This is a genomic window from Polaromonas sp. (assembly GCF_010365105.1).
In the GTDB taxonomy this organism is placed as follows: Bacteria; Pseudomonadota; Gammaproteobacteria; order Burkholderiales; family Burkholderiaceae_C; genus Polaromonas.
The window spans coordinates 1-18092 of sequence record NZ_JAAFGZ010000033.1 but is presented as its reverse complement, the minus strand read 5'-3'; the positions used below and the strand labels follow the sequence as shown (position 1 = coordinate 18092).

Below are 18092 nucleotides of genomic sequence, written 5' to 3'. Positions count from 1 at the left end.
CTTGTCAAACTTTTTGACTTTCACTGCGCCATCCTCTGCACGCTGGACTGAGAATTTGACCTGACCGCTCAGCCGGTAAAAACGCCTTGGCTGGCGCCAGCGTAGATTTCATCGCCCACAGCTACGTTTTCGACGCCGCTGTGGACAACAGGTTGACTGGACACCTGGGGCAGTCTGGTTAGGTCAATGAATGCTTGTCAAGGGCGCAATGGTCGCGCCTTGAGACCAAGCTACCTTTTTGCCGCCGTCCGCTCATAGCCTGCCACCTTAGCCACCGCGCCCCCGCGCCTGACGGCCACGGCGCAATACTTGAATTCCGGAATCTTGCCGAACGGGTCGAGTGCGGCATTGGTCATCAGGTTGGCGGCTGCCTCGTAGTAAGCAAACGGCATGAACACTGCGCCGGGCGGCGTGCCGTCGTCGCGGCGCACGTGGATGGCCACTTCACCCCGGCGCGATTGCACGGTGATGACTTCGCCCGGCTGCACGCCCAGCGCCAGCAAATCCGCGCCGCACAGCGAGGCTGTCGCCATCGGCTCCAGTGCATCGAGCACCTCGGAGCGTCGCGTCATGCTGCCGGTGTGCCAGTGCTCCAGCTGGCGACCGGTGATCAGCACAAAGGGAAAATCGGCATTGGGCCTCTCGTTGGCCGGAATGATGTCGGCCGGCACCAGATGCACGCGGCCATCTGCCGTGTCAAAGCGGTCCATGAACACGGTGGGGGCGCCGGGGTCGTCGGCGCTCAGGCAGGGGTAGGTCACGCTGGATTCGCGCTGCAGGCGATCCCAGGTGATGCCGGCAATCGCGCTGTGCATCGCCTGCCGCATTTCCTCGTACACCGCTGCGACGCCGTGATGTTCGCCCGCGTAATGCCAGTCCAGCCCCATGCCGGCGGCCATCTGCTGGACGATCCACAGGTCGGACCGCGCGTCGCCGGGCGGCTCAATCGCCTGCTGGCCGAGCTGCACCATGCGGTCGGTGTTGGTGACGCTGCCGGTCTTCTCAGGCCAGGCGGTGGCGGGCAACACCACGTCGGCCAGCCACGCCGTTTCAGTCATGAAGATGTCCTGCACTGCCAGGTGCTCCAGGCTGGCCAGGGCGTGGCGCGCATGGTTCAGGTCGGGGTCGCTCATGGCGGGGTTCTCGCCCATGATGTACATGCCGCGAATCCTGTGCGGGTCGGTTTCTGGGGCGAGTATCTTGTGCATGATCTCGACCACGGTATAGCCGGGCTGGTCGTCCAGCGGTGTTTTCCAGAAGTCTTCAAACCAGCCGTGCGCCGACTTGTTGTTCACGCGCTGGTAGTTCGGGAACATCATCGGGATCAGCCCGGCGTCGCTGGCGCCCTGCACGTTGTTCTGGCCGCGCAGCGGATGCAGGCCGGAGCCGGGCTTGCCGATCTGGCCGGTCACGCTGCACAGCGCAATCAGGCAGCGCGCGTTATCGGTGCCATGGACATGCTGGCTCACGCCCATGCCCCACAGGATCATCGCGCCCCTGGCCCTGGCAAATTCACGCGCCACCTCGCGCAGGGTTTCGGCCGGAATGCCGCAGATCGGCGCCATGGCCTCGGGGCTGTAGCCCTGCACATTGGCACGCAGCGCTTCGTAATTGCTGGCGCGTTCCTCGATGAACGCCATGTCCGTCAGCCCCTCGTCAATGACGGTGTAGATCAGGGCATTGAGCATCGCCACGTCGGTGTCGGCCTTGAACTGCAGCGTGCGCCAGGCGTGCCGGCCGATGTCGGTGATGCGCGGGTCGGCCAGCACGATTTTTGCGCCCCGCCTGGCGGCGTTCTTCATCCATGTCGCCGCCACCGGATGGTTGGCCGTCGGGTTGGAGCCAATGATGAAAATCAGGCCGGCGTTTTGCACGTCATGCACCTGGTTGCTGACCGCCGCCGAGCCGACGCCTTCAAGCAGCGCCGCGACGCTCGACGCATGGCAGAGCCGGGTGCAATGGTCCACGTTGTTGCTGCCAAAGCCGGTACGCACCAGCTTCTGGAACAAATAGGCTTCCTCGTTGCTGCCCTTGGCCGAGCCGAAGCCGGCCAGCGACTTCTTGCCTTTCGTGTCGCGCAGGGTTCTCAGCGCGCCGGTGGACAGCGCCAGCGCTTCGTCCCAGGTCGCTTCCCGGAACACCTCGGACCAGTCGGCGGTGTGGCGGTTGAGGGTTTGCAGCGCGGCGGGGTCCTTGGCGACGCCGGTCTTGCGGATCAGCGGCACCGTCAGCCGCTGCGGGCTGTGGGCGTAGTCAAAGCCAAAACGGCCCTTGACGCACAGCCGCGAATGGTTGGCCGGGCCGTCGCGTCCCTCGACGCTGGCTATTCTGTTGTCCCTGACGTTGTAGGTCAGCAGGCAGCCGACGCCGCAGAACGGGCAGACCGAATCGACTTTTTTATCGACGATTTGCGAGCCGACCTGCGTTTTCGGCATGAGTGCGCCGGTCGGGCAGGCCTGCACGCATTCGCCGCAGGCTACGCAGGTGCTTTCGCCCATGGGGTCGTTCAGGTCGAACACGATCAGGCTGTGGCTGCCGCGCAGGGCGAAACCGATCACGTCGTTGACCTGTTCCTCGCGGCAGGCGCGCACGCAGCGGTTGCACTGGATGCACGCGTCGAGGTTCACGGCCATGGCGGGATGCGACAGGTCGGCCTTAGGCTGTTCGCGGCGCAGGGCCTGGAGTTCGGGGCGTACGGTGACGCCCATGCGTGCCGCCCAGTCGCTGAGTTCGCCGTGCTGGCCGGGGCCGGGGAGGCCCTCACCCCTGCCCTCTCCCAAGGGGAGAGGAAGTAAAGCGGGGACCGGTGCGGCTGTTGTTCGTACTGCAGCTATTGCGCCCTTTTCTCTTGCGAAAGAGAGAAAAGCGGGAACAGATGCGGCTGTTGTTCCCTCTCCCTTTGGGAGAGGGCCAGGGTGAGGGCTGCCCGACTTCGCATCGTTCCACTTGTAACCCGTGTCGGGCATGTCCGACAGCAGCAATTCCAGCACCATCTTCTGGCTTCTCAGCGCCCGCTCGCTTTGCGACTGCACCGCCATGCCCGCCGTCACGCTGCGGCAGCAGCTGGGCGCCAGGGTGCGCTCGCCTGCGATCTCGACCACGCAGGCGCGGCAGTTGCCGTCGGGCCGCAAGCCGTCCTGGTAGCAAAGGCGCGGAATGTTCACGCCGTGGCGTTCGGCGGCCTTAAGGATGGTTTCGCCCTCGAAGGCGTAAATTGTCTGCTGGTCGAGCGTGAAGGCGACGGAGGGCTGCGCAGCTTCGGCGTCGGTTTGGGCGCGTGCGTTCATGTCAAACCACCTCATGCGAAAAATATTGCTGCACGCAGCGCACCGGGTTGGGCGCCGCCTGACCCAGGCCGCAAATCGACGCATCGGCCATCACGGCGTTCAGGTCTTCCAGCGTGGCGTGGTCCCAGCTTGGCGCTTGCATCAGCTTTGCTGCCTTCGCCGTGCCAACGCGGCATGGCGTGCATTGGCCGCAGCTCTCCTTGGCAAAAAACCGCATCATGTTCAGCGCCGCGTCGCGCGCCTTGTCGTGCTGGCCGAGCACGATGACAGCGGCCGAGCCGATGAAGCCGCCGTGCGGCTGCAGCGTGTCAAAGTCCAGCGGCAAATGCGCATGGCTGGCCGGAAAAATCCCGCCCGATGCGCCGCCCGGCAGATAGGCGTAGAGCGTGTGGCCGTCCGCCATGCCGCCGCAGTAGTCGTCGATCAGTTGCTGCGCAGTGATGCCGGCCGGCGCCAGCTTGACGCCGGGTTGCTTCACCCGTCCGCTGACACTGAAGCTGCGCAACCCCTTGCGGCCGTTGTGGCCGAAGTTGCCGAACCACTGCGGGCCTTTTTGCACGATGTCGCGCACCCAGTACAGCGTTTCGAAGTTGTGCATCAGCGTGGGCCGGCCAAACAGGCCCACTTCGGCGATGTAGGGCGGGCGCATGCGCGGTTCGCCGCGCTTGCCCTCGATACTTTCGATCATGGCGGACTCCTCGCCGCAGATATAGGCGCCCGCACCGCGCCGCAGTTCAATGTGCGGCAAAGGGCATGGCGGATCGGCCTGCAGCTTTGCGATTTCGGCTTGCAGCAGCGCCCGGCAGCCATGGTATTCGTCGCGCAGGTAGAGGTAGCAGGCAGAAATGCCCACGACCTGCGCGGCGATCAGCACGCCTTCGAGAAAGCGGTGCGGATCGCGCTCCAGGTAGGTGCGGTCCTTGAAAGTGCCCGGCTCGCCCTCGTCGATGTTCACCGCCATCAGGCGCGGCGCGTGCTGGGCCTGCACGATGCGCCATTTGCGCCCGGCTGGAAAACCCGCGCCGCCCAGGCCGCGCAAGCCGGAGTTTTCCATGGCATGCAGGACGCGCTCGGCGTCCTCTTTCCCATTCACCAGCGACACCGCCAGCGCATAGCCGCCATGGGCACGGTAGGTGGCGTAATCGGTATGGCCAGGCCATTCCGGAATACTTTTCTCTGCCCAGTCGGCAGCTATAAAATTAATAGCTGCCTGCGCCCGTGGGTAGTGCGTAGAAGCACTATTTAATGCATAAATGATGGATTCCGGGGTGGCCAATGGCACGGGCGTCTGGTGCACCAGCGCCACCGGCGCCTGCTCGCAGCGGCCGATGCACGGTGCGGCAATCACCCGCACATCCCGCGCGCCCAGCAAGGCCGGCAGGCGCGCCAGCACATCCCGCGCGCCGGCCAGCTCGCAGCTCAGCCCGTCACACACGCGCACTGTCACAGCGGGCGCCTGCCCGTCGCCGTTCGCATCGCCCTTGACGACCTCGAAGTGGTGGTAGAACGTCGCCACCTCGTACACCTCGGCCATCGGGAGGTTCATTTCCCTGGCCAGCGCGACCAGGTGCCGGTCGTGCAGGCAGCGGTACGCGTCGTTGAGCTGGTGCAGGTGCTCAATCAGCAGGTCGCGGCGATGGCCGTCGGCAGGCCGGGCGCCGATCAGTGCGCGCACCTCGGCAAGGGAATCCTCGTCGGCCTGGCGCCCTTTCAACTGGCTTTTGCGGCGGATATGCTCGCGCAACTCGCTCGCTGTGACGACGGCGACGACTTTCATGTTGGGAGTCTGGCTGGTTGGATGCATGCGGCACTGTGGCTTGAAGCGGCCTGTGGGTCAAATTGAATCAGTGTATGGGTTCATGCAATCCCAGGTGAATCCTGCCTGTCCGCCTGGTTGCCAAAGTGGATAAATGCCGACACGGCAAAAAATCCGGTTCATGGCATCCAGCGTGTTTTTAAAGCAAGTAACCAGCTTCGCCGCCCCATTGCCGCGGCCCTTTGAGCCTGAGCGCCCCGTCGGGATTCAGCCGCCTGTCAACGCCTCGAAGCCAGCAATCACATCGAACAACTCCTCGTCGATACCACTTTGGCGCAGACGATGAAACGAGCGGTTCAGGTCTTCCAGCAGTTCTTCGATATTTTTTTCAGCGCGCTGCATGGCGGCCAGGCGACTGGCGTTTTCGCTGGCCAGGGATTCGGCGCAGGCCCTGAAAAGCGAGACGAACAGGTATTCCCGCACGAAGGCGAGCAGGGTCGCTTCTCCTGCATTCATGACTTCCGGCAAATTTTTGGTCGGCCAGGCCATGGTCATCAAGTCACGCCGCCAGTCCGCGTCCAGCGGCAGCAGCCGCTGGCAGGCAGGGGTGTAAATGGCCCCGGAGTTGGGGCGGTTATGGAAAACGTAAACCGGCGTGTTTGCATCTATTTCACGCAGTGCCTGGATCTCGATCAGAATTTGTCCGACCAGCGGCGTGATCGCACCAATCGAGCCCGGCAACATGAAGCCCTCCCCCAGCACCAGATCCGTTTCCGCCAACCGTGAGCGGATGCGCTCGCCAACGGGCCAGACGGTCTTTTGACCCGGCAACTCCCCCAGCGTCTTGACAACAAAATCGGCCATCAGGTCGTTGAACTGGCCGACCAGACCCTGGTCGGAGCCGAACACCACGGCCGCAATGGCCCCGATTGGCCTGCGCTGCAACAGCGCCGGGGCAAGGGGCCGCTCCATCTCGCGCAAGCAGGCGGCCAGCCCCAGTTGCACCGTCCGGTAGTAATCATCCAGGGCATGCACGGCGCGCTCGTATTGGCCGATGCTGGACGCGGCCACCGCCTTCATCGTGCGCACCACGGACTGAAGGTCGTCCGCCGTGCCGATCTTGCGGCCGAGGCTGGCGGTGGTGTCGCTCATGTCGACTTTCCGCCCGCAGGTGGGGTCTGGGGCTTACTTTGCGCTTCAGCCTTGGGCGCCGCCTCGGGCTGAAAACCGGCAAGCGCGGTGCGGGCGATCTGGACAATGGCGTCCCGGTCTGCATCGCTCAGTTTGGCGGCGGTATCGAAACGGGCATGCACCTCATCGGGCAGTTGGGCTGCGGCCTCGCGCACGGCGTGTTCGGCTTCTGGCATCCGGTCGAGCGGCACGTTGTCGAAGAGTTTTTCAGTCAATGCCATGAGCACCGCAATTTGCGCGGCCACCGACACCGGCGCAGATTGCGGTTGCTTGAGACAAGCCCGGATGCGCCGGCCGTGCTCGATGATCTGGGTGGTGCTTTCGTCCAGCCGGGCGCCAAAGCGGGCAAAGGTTTCCAGCTCCTCGAACTGGGCGTAAGCCAGCTTGAGGTCGCCGGCCACCGCCCGGTAGGAGGCGCGTTGCGCCTTGCCGCCCACGCGCGAGACGGATTTACCCACATCGACGGCAGGCAGAACGCCCAGCTCGAACAGCGATGGCGAAAGGTAGATCTGCCCGTCGGTAATGGAGATCAGGTTGGTCGGAATGTAGGCAGAAATGTTCTGCGCTTCGGTCTCGACAATCGGCAGGGCGGTGAGCGAGCCGCCACCGCGTTCGTCGCAAAGATGCGTTGCGCGTTCCAGCAGGCGCGAGTGGATGTAGAAAATGTCACCGGGAAAGGCTTCGCGTCCGGGCGGGCGGCGCAGCAGCAGCGACAGCTCGCGGTAGGCGCGGGCATGTTGCGTCAGGTCGTCATAGACGATCAGCACGTCGCGGCCGGCTTCCATGAACTGCTCGGCAATGCTGGTTGCCGCATAGGGCGCAATATAGGCCAGGCCAGGCGAGTCATTGCCCTCGGTGACCACCACGACGGTGTACTCCATCGCGCCCTTGTCCTTTAAGACGGCGACAGCCTTTGCCACGGCGGAAGCGCGCTGGCCAATCGCGCAATACACGCAGACCACATCCTGGCCCTGCTGGTTGAGGATGGTGTCAATCGCAATGGCGGTCTTGCCGGTTTGCCGGTCGCCAAGGATCAGTTCGCGCTGGCCGCGCCCGATGGGAATGAGCGCATCGACCACCTTCAGGCCGGTCTGCAACGGCACGATGACGGGCGCGCGGTCCATGATGGGCGCTGCGGGCCGCTCAACGGGAAAGCGTGTGCTGGCAGCAACCGGCCCCTGGCCGTCGAGCGGGCGGCCCAGCGGGTCAATCACCCGGCCCAGCAAGCCGTCTCCGACGATGACGTCCATCACGCGCCCGGTGCGCTCGACCTTGTCGCCCGCATGCAGACGCGAATAGTCGCCCAGCAGCACCACGCCGATTTCAGTCTCGTCCACATTGAAAGCGATGCCAAACACATTGCCGGGGAACTTCACCAGCTCGTCATAGCCCACGCCGGGCAGGCCGGACACCATGGCGATGGCGGTGGAGACGCTGGTGATCGTGCCGACTTCCTGCGGCGTCAATTGCGCCTGGTAAGCATCGCGCCCCTGGCTCAGGCTGGCAAAGGTGTTGTCCAGGACACTTTGCAGGGTGTCAGCGGGCGCGCTCATGCGGCCTTCTCTGGCGCGGCGGGCTGGACTTGCGGTTCGGATTGCTCCTGGATGCGTTCGCCGATGCGCTGCTCCAGCGAGGCAAGAAAGTCCGCGATATTCCAGGCAACCTTCCATCCGTTGGCCGAGAGTTCGATGCCGCTGATCAAGTCCGGTGTCGTGTCGAAATGGATCTGGCTATTACCCGGGAGGGTTTCACTGAGGGCGCTTTGAATCGCCTCCCGCTGCGCCGGCGACAACGCAAAGGCGCTGCGCACCAGCACGGTGCCGGACGCGTTTTCAAGCGCCTTGGCAAGGCCGGCCTTTGCCGTATCGTCAAGCGCGCGCAAGCGCTGTGCGAACACCGCGACCATGCGTTCTTCAAGCGTTGCGCCCGCCAGATCGGTCAGCACCTTTTGTGCAATGGCCAGCACTTCCTCGCGGCTGCGGCGGGCGATATCCTGGTGCAGGGTTTGCAGTTCGCTGGTCAACGCGTCTTGAGATTTGACGCGCAGGGCATTGGCGGCCTGCCGGGCTTCATCCAGCAAGCGCTGCCGTTCGGTCTTGATCTCGTCCTTGAGCTGGCTCAGCTGTGCATCGCGCGCTTGGTCGAACACCTCATTTTTTTTCTGGAACGCGTCGCGTTCCTTCTGGGCTTCTGCCTTTTTCGCGGCGGCGTCGGCAAGGGCCAGGGCGATCCGCTTTTCGCGCGCGTCGATGGCGTCGAGGACGGGCTTGTAAAGAAAGCGCTTCATCAACCACACCAGCACCAGAAAGTTGAGCGTTTGCGCGCCGACCGTGAACCAGTCAAACAGCATGGCTTACTTTCCGGCAGCCAGAGTGGCCGCCAGGGCGATGCCGTAATTCCAGAACGGGTTGGCAAAAATCAGGATCATCGACACCACGAAGCAATAAATCGCGGTGGATTCGATCATCGCCAGGCCCACAAACAAGGTGCGGGTGATCGTGGCCGAAGCGTCGGGCTGCTGCGCCAGTGCCGTGAGCGCCGTCGAGACGGCGCGCCCTTCTGCAAACGCAGGGCCCATGCAGCCGAAACTCGTGGTGATTCCGGCGATGACGATGGAGGCCACCGCGATGATTGTCAGGCTGTCCATAGCGAGTCCTTGGTAGATAAGTTGGTTTTAAATTTTGGGCGCCAGCTCAGGCTTGAGCTTGGGCTTGCGCACATGGGTGGCGGCGGCGATATAAACCGCCGCCAGGATGCTGAAGATGTAAGCCTGCACCATGCCCGTGAGCAGGCCCAGCACGGTCATGACGATAGGGAAAATGAAGGGCGTGATGCTCAGGAGAATGCCGATGATCATGGCACCGCTCATCATGTTGCCAAACAGGCGCACTGCCAGCGCCAGCGTGCGTGAGATTTCACTGATGAGGTTGAATGGCAGCATGATGGCGGTCGGCTCCAGGTAGGACTTGAGGTAGCCGCCCAGGCCCTGGTCCTCGATGCCGAACAGCGGCACGGCCACCATCACGCACAGGGCCAGCGCTGCGGTGGTGGACAAAGAGCCGGTCGGCGGCTCATAGCCCGGAATGACGGTGCACAGGCTGGCCATGGCAACGAACAGAAACAGCGTGCCCAGAAAGCCCATGTATTTGCGGGGATGGCGCAGGCCGACCTCTGCAATTTGCGTTTCGATGCCGGTCACGACGATTTCAAGCAGGTTCTGCCACCGGGAACGGGTGTGGTTCGTGGAAAGACGGCGCGTGATGAGTCGGGAGCCCACCACCAGCACCAGCATCAATGCCCAGGTGTAGGCAATGGTGGCGTTGAGCTTGAAGAATCCTGCTTGCCAGAAAATGATTTCATCGGGACTAAGGTGCATGACGGGCTTCCTGCGACTTGCGCGCCAGGATTTCTTCAGGCGTGCGGGTCAAGCGCAGCACAATGTGGCGCGCCATGAAAAACCCGATCACGCAAGCCAGCAAACGCCGCCAGTCCGCACCGGCAACAAAGTAAAACCCGGTCATCGTCGCACCCATGCGCAGCAGCAGACTGCAAAACACCCAGACTGCAGGCTGGCGGGACACCAGGCTCTTTCTGACCGTCCACCACAAACCGCCGAAAAAGAACGCACCCAGCGCAGCGCCTGCAAGCCAGCTCAGCACCAGGGCCAGTGTTTCATTCATCATTATTTTCCTGTTCATCGCGCATCGCCTGGTCTTCCTGACTCACCCAGCGCCAGGCATTCAGGCAACCCAGCGTCAGCCCGGCCACCAGCAATGCCAGCGTCCAGGAACGGCCGCCCGGATAATGCCGGTCCAGCCACAGGCCGAGCGCAGCGCCCAAAAGGGTCGGCACCACGACCGACCAGCCGATGACGCCCATCAACCCGAGACCTGACCACACGCCGGGCGCGGGGTTGCGCTGCGCCTTGAGCTTGCGCGCAGCTTTGGCCCCGACCTGCGCGGCCAGGTCGGGTTCTTTTTTCAAGGGTTTTCCGGACTTTTCAGCCATGTTGCAAGGTCGCGAATCGACGCAAAAAACCGGTTTCGAGTTTCGTCAGCACCGAGCGCACGTTTTGCTCCTGCGCGTCCAGCGCCAAAAACTCATCCTCTACCGCCTGACGCAACTGGCCAAGGTCCGCGCCCCGCATGGCCCGCCGCACGGACACCAGCACATCTGGCCCGGTTTTCACCAACACGCCGCCATCAACCGCCACAAAAACTTCTCCTTCAGCGGCTGTCTCGTAAATCAGGATGCCTGGCGTCAAGGCCGCCACGCAATCGCGCCGCAGGGGCAATAACCCAAACGAGCCCGCATGGGTTTCCGAGACGATGCGCGACACGCCTGACTTTTCGGCAAACACCTTGAAAGGCAGAAGAATCTTAAGATTCATGGGTGGCGGCCGTTTTTTTCTCTGGCTGGGTGTCGGCCACTGGATGTTTCACCTTGGCTTCGTCAATCTTCCCGATCATGTAGAGCGCACTCTCCGGGTAATCCTTGAATTCATCGCGCAGGATGCGTTCACAGCCGTCCAGCGCGTCTTCCAGGCTGACCAGCTTGCCCTGCATGCCGGTGAACTGCTCGGTCGTGAAAAACGGCTGGGTCAAGAACCGCTCCAGCCGACGCGCGCGGCCGACCACGTTACGGTCTTCCGGCGATAGTTGCTCCAGGCCGAGCATGGCAATGATGTCCTTGAGCTGCGCATATTGGGCCAGCGTGCGCCTGATTTCCTGGGCCAGCGCGTAATGCCGCTCGCCCACAATGCCCGGCGTGGCCATCTTGGAACTCGACTGCAGCGGGTCAATGGCCGGATAAAGGCCTTCGCTGGCACGCTTGCGCGAGAGCACGATGGAGGCAGAAAGATGCGAGAACGTATGCACGGCCGCCGGATCGGTGAAATCGTCCGCAGGCACATACACCGCTTGAATCGAGGTGATGGCGCCCGTTTCGGTGTTGGCAATGCGTTCTTCCAGCCCCGACAACTCGGTTCCCATCGTCGGCTGGTAACCCAGACGCGACGGCATCTGCCCCATCAGGCCGGACACTTCCGAGCCGGCCTGGATAAACCGGAAGATGTTGTCAACCAGCAGCAGCACATCGCGGTGCTCATCGTCCCGGAAATACTCGGCCATGGTCAGCGCAGCGTGACCGACCCGAAAACGGCTGCCCGGCGGCTCGTTCATCTGGCCGAAGATCATCACCATGTCGGGCAGCACGCCAGCGGCCTTCATTTCGCGGTAAAGCTCTTCGCCTTCACGGCAACGCTCGCCAATGCCGCAAAAAATACTGACGCCCTCCTGATGCCCGACCATGTTGTGAATCATCTCGGTCAGCAACACCGTTTTGCCCACCCCGGCACCGCCGAACAGTCCGGCCTTGCCGCCGCGCTCCAGCGGCAGCAATACATCGATGACCTTGATGCCGGTCTCGAAAACTTCAGACCGGGTGGAGCGTTTTACCAGCGCGGGCGGCGCCCGGTGCACGGAACGCCATTGAATATCCGTGGGTGCGGGCTGGCGGTCAATCGCATTGCCAAACACGTCGAACATGCGGGAAAGGATTCCCTTGCCGACGGGCGCCTTCAGCGGCCCGCCGGTGTCCGTCACCGTCATGCCACGCGCCAGGCCCTGCGTGGGCGTCAGCGCAATCGCGCGCACATGCTGCGGGTCACGCTGCGCCAGCACCTCGACGATGATGCGCCCTTCATCGGCGTGCAGCACGCTGTGGATCGGCGGCAAATTCGTATCGAACCGCAAATCCACGACGCTGCCGCGCACCGAAACGACAACGCCGAGATTGGGAATAGTTGTCTTGACCCCGGGTTCAGCCATCTCACTCCATTCATGCGCCGGCATGGTGGGTGATGTGTCGCATCAATCTGAGCAGCGTCAATTTGACTAAGGGACATCACCATTGACGGCAAACTGCAAAGACAGTAAGTCCGTCCGACGGAAGGCCTATTGTGGGACAAATAACAGGGTTATTCCGGAAACCGGGTTCGCAGGAATGTAGGACAAGGCCGCTTGGATGAAAGAAGGGAGATGCGCAGCGTCACCCCGCGTCACCCGCAGCCCGCTTCCCCGGTCAGGTATTTTTGCTGATCGTGATGCTCGGGAACTTGGCCGAGAAGTCTTTCGCCTTGGCCGCCACGGTGATCGCCACCTTGCGCGCCACGGCCTTGTAAATGCCAGCCACCTCGCCGTCGGGGTCGGCGACCACGGTCGGCATGCCGCTGTCGGCCTGCAGGCGGATCTTGATGTCCAGCGGCAGCGCGCCGAGGTAGTCCATCTGGTAGTCGGCGGCCATTTTCTTGCCGCCGCCTTCGCCAAAGATGTGTTCTGCATGGCCGCACTGGCTGCAGATGTGGACCGCCATGTTCTCGACAATGCCCAGGATCGGCACGCCGACCTTCTCGAACATCTTGATGCCCTTCTTGGCGTCTAACAGCGCAATGTCTTGCGGCGTGGTGACGATCACCGCTCCGGTCATGGGCACGCGCTGGCTCAGCGTCAGCTGGATGTCGCCGGTGCCGGGTGGCATGTCCACGATCAGGTAATCAAGGTCTTTCCAGTTGGTCTGGCGCAGCAGCTGCTCCAGCGCCTGCGTCGCCATCGGGCCGCGCCAGATCATGGCTTCGTCCTGCGCGACCAGGAAACCGATGGACATGACCTGCAGGCCGTAGTTTTCCATCGGCTCCATGTTCTTGCCGTCGATGCTTTCGGGCCGGCCTTCAATGCCCATCATCATCGGCACGCTCGGGCCGTAGATGTCGGCGTCCAGCAGGCCGACCGCAGCGCCCTCGGCGGCCAGGGCCAGGGCCAGGTTGACAGCGGTGGTGCTTTTGCCGACGCCGCCCTTGCCCGACGCCACGGCAATGATGTTCTTCACATTCGGCAGCAACTGCACACCGCGCTGCACGCTGTGGCTGGCGATCTTCACGGTGACGTTGACCGACACATTGCCGACACCGGCGACACCCTTGACGGCGGCAATCAGGCTTTTGCGCAGGCCGGCAATCTGGCTCTTGGCCGGGTAGCCGAGTTCGACATCAAAGGACACGTCGCTGCCGCTGACCTGCAGGTTTTTAAGCGCCTTGGTGGTGACGAAGTCCTTGCCGGTGTTGGGATCGAGCACGGTTTGCAGCGCGTTCAAAATTGCCTGTTGTTCTACAGCCATCGGGGAAATCTCCATGTAATTCGGACAAGGCAGGCCGCTGCTTTTTCAGGAAAGCCTGCGGGCTGCCGGGATTGACACGGAGTCTAACGCCGCCGCGCTGACCATTGTTCGCTGAGGGCTTGCAATTTGCTATACATTTAATAGCTACTTGCCTCCATGCAGTATGCGAAAGAGGCCTGTTTTCCTTATAAAACGTCGATAACCCGGCAGCGCGGATAACCCCCAGGCAAGGGTCGCCCCTTAAAATCAAAAATCAGCCCTCTACCGCCAAAAGTACATCCTATGACCCAGCGCCGCCTGTTTGTTACCACCGCCCTGCCCTATGCCAACGGCAATTTCCATATCGGCCACATCATGGAATACATCCAGGCCGACATCTGGGTGCGCTTCCAGCGCATGCAGGGCAACGCGGTCAACTTCGTCGGCGCCGACGATGCCCACGGCGCGCCCATCATGATTGCCGCCGAAAAGGCCGGCAAGACGCCGCAGCAGTTTGTGGCTGACATTGCCGCCGGCCGCAAGCCCTACCTGGACGGCTTTCACATTGCCTTTGACAACTGGAGCTCGACCGACTCGCCGGAAAACCACGAGCTGGCCCGGCAGATCTACCGCGACCTGCGCGACAACCCGCAAGGCTCGCTGATCGAGACCAAGACCATCGAGCAGTTCTTCGACCCCGAAAAGAACATGTTCCTGCCCGACCGCTTCATCAAGGGCGAATGCCCGAAGTGCCATTCAAAAGACCAGTACGGCGACAACTGCGAGGTCTGCGGCGCGGTGTATGCGCCGACCGACCTGATCAACCCGTATTCAGCGCTGTCGGGCGCGGTGCCGATGCTCAAAAGCTCGGAGCATTTTTTCTTCAAGCTGTCCGACCCGCGCTGCGTTGAATTCCTGCAGCAGTGGACGCAGGACGGCAAGCTGCAACCCGAAGTCGCCAACAAGGTCAAGGAATGGTTCAGCGTGCGCACCAACCCGGACGGCACACAGAGCGAAGGCCTGGGCGACTGGGACATCAGCCGGGATGCGCCCTACTTCGGCATCGAGATTCCGGACGCGCCGGGCAAATACTTTTATGTCTGGCTCGACGCGCCCATCGGCTACCTGGCGTCGCTGAAAGATTTGCTGAAGAAACGCGGCGAGAGCTACGACGACTACATGGCCGACCCGCGTCTGGAGCAGTACCACTTCATCGGCAAGGACATCGTCACATTCCACACGCTGTTCTGGCCCGCCACGCTGCATTTCAGTGGCCGCAAGACACCTGACAACGTGTTCGTTCATGGTTTTCTGACCGTGAACAACGGCGAAAAGATGAGCAAAAGCCGCGGCACCGGCCTGGACCCGCTCAAGTATTTGAGCCTGGGCATGAACCCCGAATGGCTGCGCTACTACCTAGCCGCCAAGCTCAATGCCAAGAATGAAGACATCGACTTCAATGCCGACGACTTCATGGCGCGGGTGAACAGCGACCTGGTGGGCAAGTACATCAACATTGCGAGCCGGGCGGCGGGCTTCATCGCCAAGCGCTTTGCCGGACAACTGGGCCAGGTGTCGGCCGATGGCGCAGCGCTGCTGGACAGCCTGCGCGCCCAGTCAGCCGCCATTGAGTTGCTCTATGAAGGCCGCGAATACGCCAAGGCCCAGCGTGAAGTCATGCTGCTGGCCGACCACGTCAACGCCTACGTGGACCAGAACAAGCCATGGGAACTCGCCAAAAAAGAAGGCATGGAAGCGCGCCTGCATGATGTGTGCACGGTCTGCATCGAAGCCTTCCGCCTGCTGACGCTGTACCTCAAGCCGGTATTGCCGGCCTTGGCCGCGCAAGTTGAAGCCTTCCTGAAAAGCGCACCACTGTCATTTGCCGATGCCGCCAGCAGCCTGGGCAACGGCCACGCCATCGGCGACTACAAACACCTGATGCAGCGCGTCGATGTGAAGCAACTTGAAGCATTGTTTGAGCCTCCAGCGCAGGACACACCTTCGCAAGCAGCTATCGAAACCGTAGCATCTGTCAACGGGGAACCCTCACCCCAACCCTCTCCCGAAGGCAGAGGGAGTCAACCGGGCGGCGAGGACATCGCGCCGGCCATCACCATCGACGACTTCGCAAAAGTCGATCTGCGCATCGCAAAAATCGTCAACTGCGAAGCGGTGCCCGGCTCGGTCAAGCTGCTGCGCCTGACGCTGGACGCCGGCGAAGGCCGGATGCGCAATGTCTTCAGCGGCATCGCCTCCAGCTATAAACCCGACGACCTGATCGGCAAGCACACGGTGCTGGTCGCCAACCTGGCGCCGCGAAAAATGAAATTCGGCATCAGCGAAGGCATGGTGCTGGCCGCCAGCCATGCCGACGAAAAAGCCCAGCCCGGCATCTATGTGCTGGAGCCGCTGCCGGGCGCGACGCCGGGCATGCGGATTCACTGAACCGGTCGCGACCGCCCCACGGAGCCCGGCCATGACCGCATTGCCTCACTTTCGCGCACGCGGCCTGATCGCAGCGGCGCTCATCGGCCTGTCGGCTGCTGCCTTGCCGGGTTGCGCTGTGGTTGCCGTCGTCGATACCGTGGCCTCGGTGGCGGTGGGCACGGTCGGGCTGGCGGCCAGCGCCGTCATCGGCACGGTGCGCATCGCCGGATCGGCCATCGGCGCCACGGCCGATGCGGTGCTGCCCGGCCCGGCCAAATAGCCGGGTTTCACGCGGTGCCAGAGCGCCGCCAGGCGCCAACAAAACAGCGCTTTTGTATCAACTTGTTCTCGCTTCAAAGCGGGCTCAAGCGCACAATCCTGGCTCATGCACCTGCCCATTCAATTCGCCCGGTTTCGTCCGCGTCTGTTGTCGTCGATGGCCGGCTACAACCGCGAACGGTTCTTCAAGGATGCGGGCGCCGGGCTGACGGTCGGCATCGTGGCACTGCCGCTGGCCATGGCGTTTGCGATTGCCTCGGGGCTCAAGCCCGAAGCAGGCATCTGGACGGCGATCATCGCCGGCGCCATCATCGCTTCGCTGGGCGGCTCGGCGGTGCAGATCGGCGGGCCGGCAGGCGCGTTCATCGTCATCGTCTACGGCATCATCGAGCGCTACGGCCTGGCCAACCTGCTGATCTCCACCACCTGCGCCGGGGTGCTGCTGTTCCTGCTGGGGTTTTTCAAGCTCGGCACGCTGGTGCGCTATGTGCCGGTCAGCATCGTGGTGGGTTTTACCAACGGCATTGCGGTGCTGATTGCGCTGTCGCAGGTCAAGGACCTGCTGGGCCTGAACATTCCCAGGATGCCGGCGGATTTTTTCTCGCAGATCAAGGCGATTGGCCTGAACATCGGCACGCTGAACCTGTATGCGCTGGGCCTGGGGCTGGCCTGCCTGATCGGCCTGCTGGTCTGGCCGCGCCTGTTTGACACCCAGACGCGCTATGCCCATGCCCTCACCAACCGCCTGATCCGGCTGATCCAGGCCGGCGAGGGCCTGCAGCTCAAGCGCGCTACCCGGGTGGCCTCGCGCCTGCCGGGGCCGATCGTGGCACTGCTCACCCTGACGGCGCTGGCCTATGCCTTGAGCCTGCCGGTGGAAACCATCGGCAGCCGCTTTGGCGGGATTCCGCGCGCCCTGCCGGGCTTTGAATTTCCTGATTTCTCGTGGGCGACGGTGCGGCTGCTGGTGGCGCCGACCCTCACGATTGCGCTGCTGGGCGCGGTCGAGTCGCTGCTGTGCGCGCGCGTGGCCGACCAGATCTCGGGCTTGCCACGCCACGACCCGAACCAGGAGCTGATGGCCCAGGGCGTGGCCAATTTCGTCGTGCCCTTCTTCGGCGGCATGCCGGCCACCGGCACGATTGCCCGCACCGTGACCAATGTGCGTGCCGGCGCCACCTCGCCCATCTCCGGGCTGGTGCATTCGCTGACGCTGGTGGCGGTGGTGCTGGTGGCCGCGCCGCTGGCCGTGCATGTGCCGCTGCCGGTGCTCGCCGGCATCTTGCTGTACGTCGCCTGGAACATGGGCGAATGGCGCGAATTTGCCGAACTCAAGCGCGCCAGCAACCACTACCGGCTGATCATGCTGGGAACGTTCTTCCTGACGGTGGTGTTTGACCTGACGGTGGCGCTGCAGGTCGGCCTGCTGCTGGCCTGCGTGCTGTTCGTGCGGCGCATGAGTTCGCTGTTCCAGGTGGTCGAGCTGTCGAATAGTGGCGATGAAGCCTGCTTCCGGCTGTACGGCTCGCTGTTTTTTGGCGCCGTGGCCAAGATCGACCCGATCCTGAACGTCGTGGAAAGCGCCCCCCAGGGCATGACCATCCGTCTGGACGTGCAGTCGCTGCAGGTGCTTGATGCCTCGGGCCTGGATGTGCTGGAGCAACTGCAAAAAGCCATCGCCTCGCGCGGCGGCCGGCTGGTGCTGGCCGGGCTGAATGCCCAGCCCCGGCAAGTCATGGAACGCGCCGGTTTCCTTGCACATGTTGAAACGCTATGAAAACAATAGCTGCTTGTACTTACTGCAAAAGCGCCATGGTCATTTTTTTATAAAAAACAACTGCTAAGGCTGCTGATTTGATAGCTGCGTTTTCTGCTTTTTGTTCTTTGGTTTTTTTGGGTTCGGTTTGAGGGGTGAGCGCCTTCCCGGCGGGGGGTGACTTTCTTTTCTGGCAAAAAAGAAAGTCACCAAAGAAAGTTGCCTGGGGGGCGGGAGCGGA

The 18092-nt window shown here is 62.8% G+C and carries 16 protein-coding genes; 3 read left to right on the top strand and 13 right to left on the bottom strand.

The window, feature by feature from the left end:
• Positions 1-230 precede the first annotated feature (230 nt).
• From fdhF to apbC, 12 genes are all read right to left on the bottom strand, one after another.
• The gene (gene fdhF / locus GZ092_RS17320) at positions 231-3287 is read right to left on the bottom strand and encodes a formate dehydrogenase subunit alpha (protein WP_293638233.1); all 3057 of its coding nucleotides are present in this window, start codon (positions 3285-3287) and stop codon (positions 231-233) included.
• Between the two features lies 1 nt (position 3288).
• A complete protein-coding gene (locus tag GZ092_RS17315; RefSeq protein WP_293638231.1) occupies positions 3289-5064 on the bottom strand; it encodes an NADH-ubiquinone oxidoreductase-F iron-sulfur binding region domain-containing protein in 1776 nt (591 codons plus the stop codon).
• A gap of 246 nt (positions 5065-5310) precedes the next feature.
• On the bottom strand, positions 5311-6195 hold the full coding sequence (locus GZ092_RS17310) for a F0F1 ATP synthase subunit gamma (RefSeq protein ID WP_293638230.1): 885 nt from the start codon (positions 6193-6195) through the stop codon (positions 5311-5313).
• Positions 6192-7787: an alternate F1F0 ATPase, F1 subunit alpha gene (locus GZ092_RS17305; protein ID WP_293638229.1), complete on the bottom strand. Its 1596-nt coding sequence runs from the start codon at positions 7785-7787 to the stop codon at positions 6192-6194. Before GZ092_RS17305 ends, GZ092_RS17310 begins: the two co-directional genes overlap by 4 nt.
• Positions 7784-8584 carry a F0F1 ATP synthase subunit delta gene (locus GZ092_RS17300; RefSeq protein ID WP_293638228.1) on the bottom strand — a complete coding sequence of 267 codons (801 nt, stop codon included), beginning with the start codon at positions 8582-8584 and terminating at the stop codon, positions 7784-7786. Before GZ092_RS17300 ends, GZ092_RS17305 begins: the two co-directional genes overlap by 4 nt.
• Positions 8585-8587: 3 nt before the next feature.
• The gene (locus tag GZ092_RS17295) at positions 8588-8881 is read right to left on the bottom strand and encodes a F0F1 ATP synthase subunit C (RefSeq protein ID WP_293638227.1); all 294 of its coding nucleotides are present in this window, start codon (positions 8879-8881) and stop codon (positions 8588-8590) included.
• A 27-nt stretch (positions 8882-8908) separates the two neighbouring features.
• Positions 8909-9610 carry a F0F1 ATP synthase subunit A gene (locus GZ092_RS17290; protein ID WP_293638225.1) on the bottom strand — a complete coding sequence of 234 codons (702 nt, stop codon included), beginning with the start codon at positions 9608-9610 and terminating at the stop codon, positions 8909-8911.
• A complete protein-coding gene (locus tag GZ092_RS17285; RefSeq protein ID WP_293638223.1) occupies positions 9600-9914 on the bottom strand; it encodes an ATP synthase subunit I in 315 nt (104 codons plus the stop codon). The genes GZ092_RS17290 and GZ092_RS17285 overlap by 11 nt, the downstream gene beginning before the upstream one ends.
• On the bottom strand, positions 9907-10242 hold the full coding sequence (locus GZ092_RS17280; RefSeq protein WP_293638222.1) for an AtpZ/AtpI family protein: 336 nt from the start codon (positions 10240-10242) through the stop codon (positions 9907-9909). The genes GZ092_RS17285 and GZ092_RS17280 overlap by 8 nt, the downstream gene beginning before the upstream one ends.
• Positions 10235-10624 carry a F0F1 ATP synthase subunit epsilon gene (locus tag GZ092_RS17275; RefSeq protein WP_293638221.1) on the bottom strand — a complete coding sequence of 130 codons (390 nt, stop codon included), beginning with the start codon at positions 10622-10624 and terminating at the stop codon, positions 10235-10237. The genes GZ092_RS17280 and GZ092_RS17275 overlap by 8 nt, the downstream gene beginning before the upstream one ends.
• Positions 10614-12062, bottom strand: coding sequence for a F0F1 ATP synthase subunit beta (gene atpD / locus GZ092_RS17270; protein ID WP_293638219.1), 1449 nt, complete (start codon positions 12060-12062; stop codon positions 10614-10616). Before atpD ends, GZ092_RS17275 begins: the two co-directional genes overlap by 11 nt.
• A gap of 253 nt (positions 12063-12315) precedes the next feature.
• Complete coding sequence (gene apbC / locus GZ092_RS17265; RefSeq protein WP_293638217.1) at positions 12316-13407, bottom strand: iron-sulfur cluster carrier protein ApbC; 1092 nt, start codon at positions 13405-13407, stop codon at positions 12316-12318.
• A 282-nt stretch (positions 13408-13689) separates the two neighbouring features.
• On the opposite strand from apbC, the gene metG reads away from it, so the two are divergent.
• From metG to GZ092_RS17250, 3 genes are all read left to right on the top strand, one after another.
• Positions 13690-15834: a methionine--tRNA ligase gene (gene metG / locus GZ092_RS17260; protein ID WP_293638215.1), complete on the top strand. Its 2145-nt coding sequence runs from the start codon at positions 13690-13692 to the stop codon at positions 15832-15834.
• A 31-nt stretch (positions 15835-15865) separates the two neighbouring features.
• On the top strand, positions 15866-16096 hold the full coding sequence (locus GZ092_RS17255) for a hypothetical protein (RefSeq protein ID WP_293638213.1): 231 nt from the start codon (positions 15866-15868) through the stop codon (positions 16094-16096).
• 105 nt (positions 16097-16201) lie between these two features.
• Positions 16202-17872 (top strand): SulP family inorganic anion transporter, encoded by a 1671-nt coding sequence (locus GZ092_RS17250; RefSeq protein WP_293638211.1) that lies wholly within the window; start codon positions 16202-16204, stop codon positions 17870-17872.
• Positions 17873-17891: 19 nt separating this feature from the next.
• Here GZ092_RS17250 and GZ092_RS17245 read toward each other — a convergent pair.
• Positions 17892-18092 (bottom strand): hypothetical protein (locus GZ092_RS17245; RefSeq protein WP_293638210.1); only part of this gene is annotated, 201 nt, incomplete at its 5' end.

Excerpts from the sequence above, each read along its gene's own strand:
- GZ092_RS17295 (WP_293638227.1), bottom strand. The coding sequence starts at position 8,881 with ATGGACAGCCTGACAATCATCGCGGTGGCCTCCATCGTCATCGCCGGA.
- GZ092_RS17290 (WP_293638225.1), bottom strand. The coding sequence starts at position 9,610 with ATGCACCTTAGTCCCGATGAAATCATTTTCTGGCAAGCAGGATTCTTC.
- atpD (WP_293638219.1), bottom strand. The coding sequence starts at position 12,062 with ATGGCTGAACCCGGGGTCAAGACAACTATTCCCAATCTCGGCGTTGTC.
- GZ092_RS17280 (WP_293638222.1), bottom strand. The coding sequence starts at position 10,242 with ATGGCTGAAAAGTCCGGAAAACCCTTGAAAAAAGAACCCGACCTGGCC.
- GZ092_RS17305 (WP_293638229.1), bottom strand. The coding sequence starts at position 7,787 with ATGAGCGCGCCCGCTGACACCCTGCAAAGTGTCCTGGACAACACCTTT.
- metG (WP_293638215.1), top strand. The coding sequence starts at position 13,690 with ATGACCCAGCGCCGCCTGTTTGTTACCACCGCCCTGCCCTATGCCAAC.
- GZ092_RS17315 (WP_293638231.1), bottom strand. The coding sequence starts at position 5,064 with ATGAAAGTCGTCGCCGTCGTCACAGCGAGCGAGTTGCGCGAGCATATC.
- apbC (WP_293638217.1), bottom strand. The coding sequence starts at position 13,407 with ATGGCTGTAGAACAACAGGCAATTTTGAACGCGCTGCAAACCGTGCTC.
- GZ092_RS17300 (WP_293638228.1), bottom strand. The coding sequence starts at position 8,584 with ATGCTGTTTGACTGGTTCACGGTCGGCGCGCAAACGCTCAACTTTCTG.
- GZ092_RS17275 (WP_293638221.1), bottom strand. The coding sequence starts at position 10,624 with ATGAATCTTAAGATTCTTCTGCCTTTCAAGGTGTTTGCCGAAAAGTCA.
- GZ092_RS17285 (WP_293638223.1), bottom strand. The coding sequence starts at position 9,914 with ATGAATGAAACACTGGCCCTGGTGCTGAGCTGGCTTGCAGGCGCTGCG.
- fdhF (WP_293638233.1), bottom strand. The coding sequence starts at position 3,287 with ATGAACGCACGCGCCCAAACCGACGCCGAAGCTGCGCAGCCCTCCGTC.
- GZ092_RS17250 (WP_293638211.1), top strand. The coding sequence starts at position 16,202 with ATGCACCTGCCCATTCAATTCGCCCGGTTTCGTCCGCGTCTGTTGTCG.
- GZ092_RS17310 (WP_293638230.1), bottom strand. The coding sequence starts at position 6,195 with ATGAGCGACACCACCGCCAGCCTCGGCCGCAAGATCGGCACGGCGGAC.
- GZ092_RS17255 (WP_293638213.1), top strand. The coding sequence starts at position 15,866 with ATGACCGCATTGCCTCACTTTCGCGCACGCGGCCTGATCGCAGCGGCG.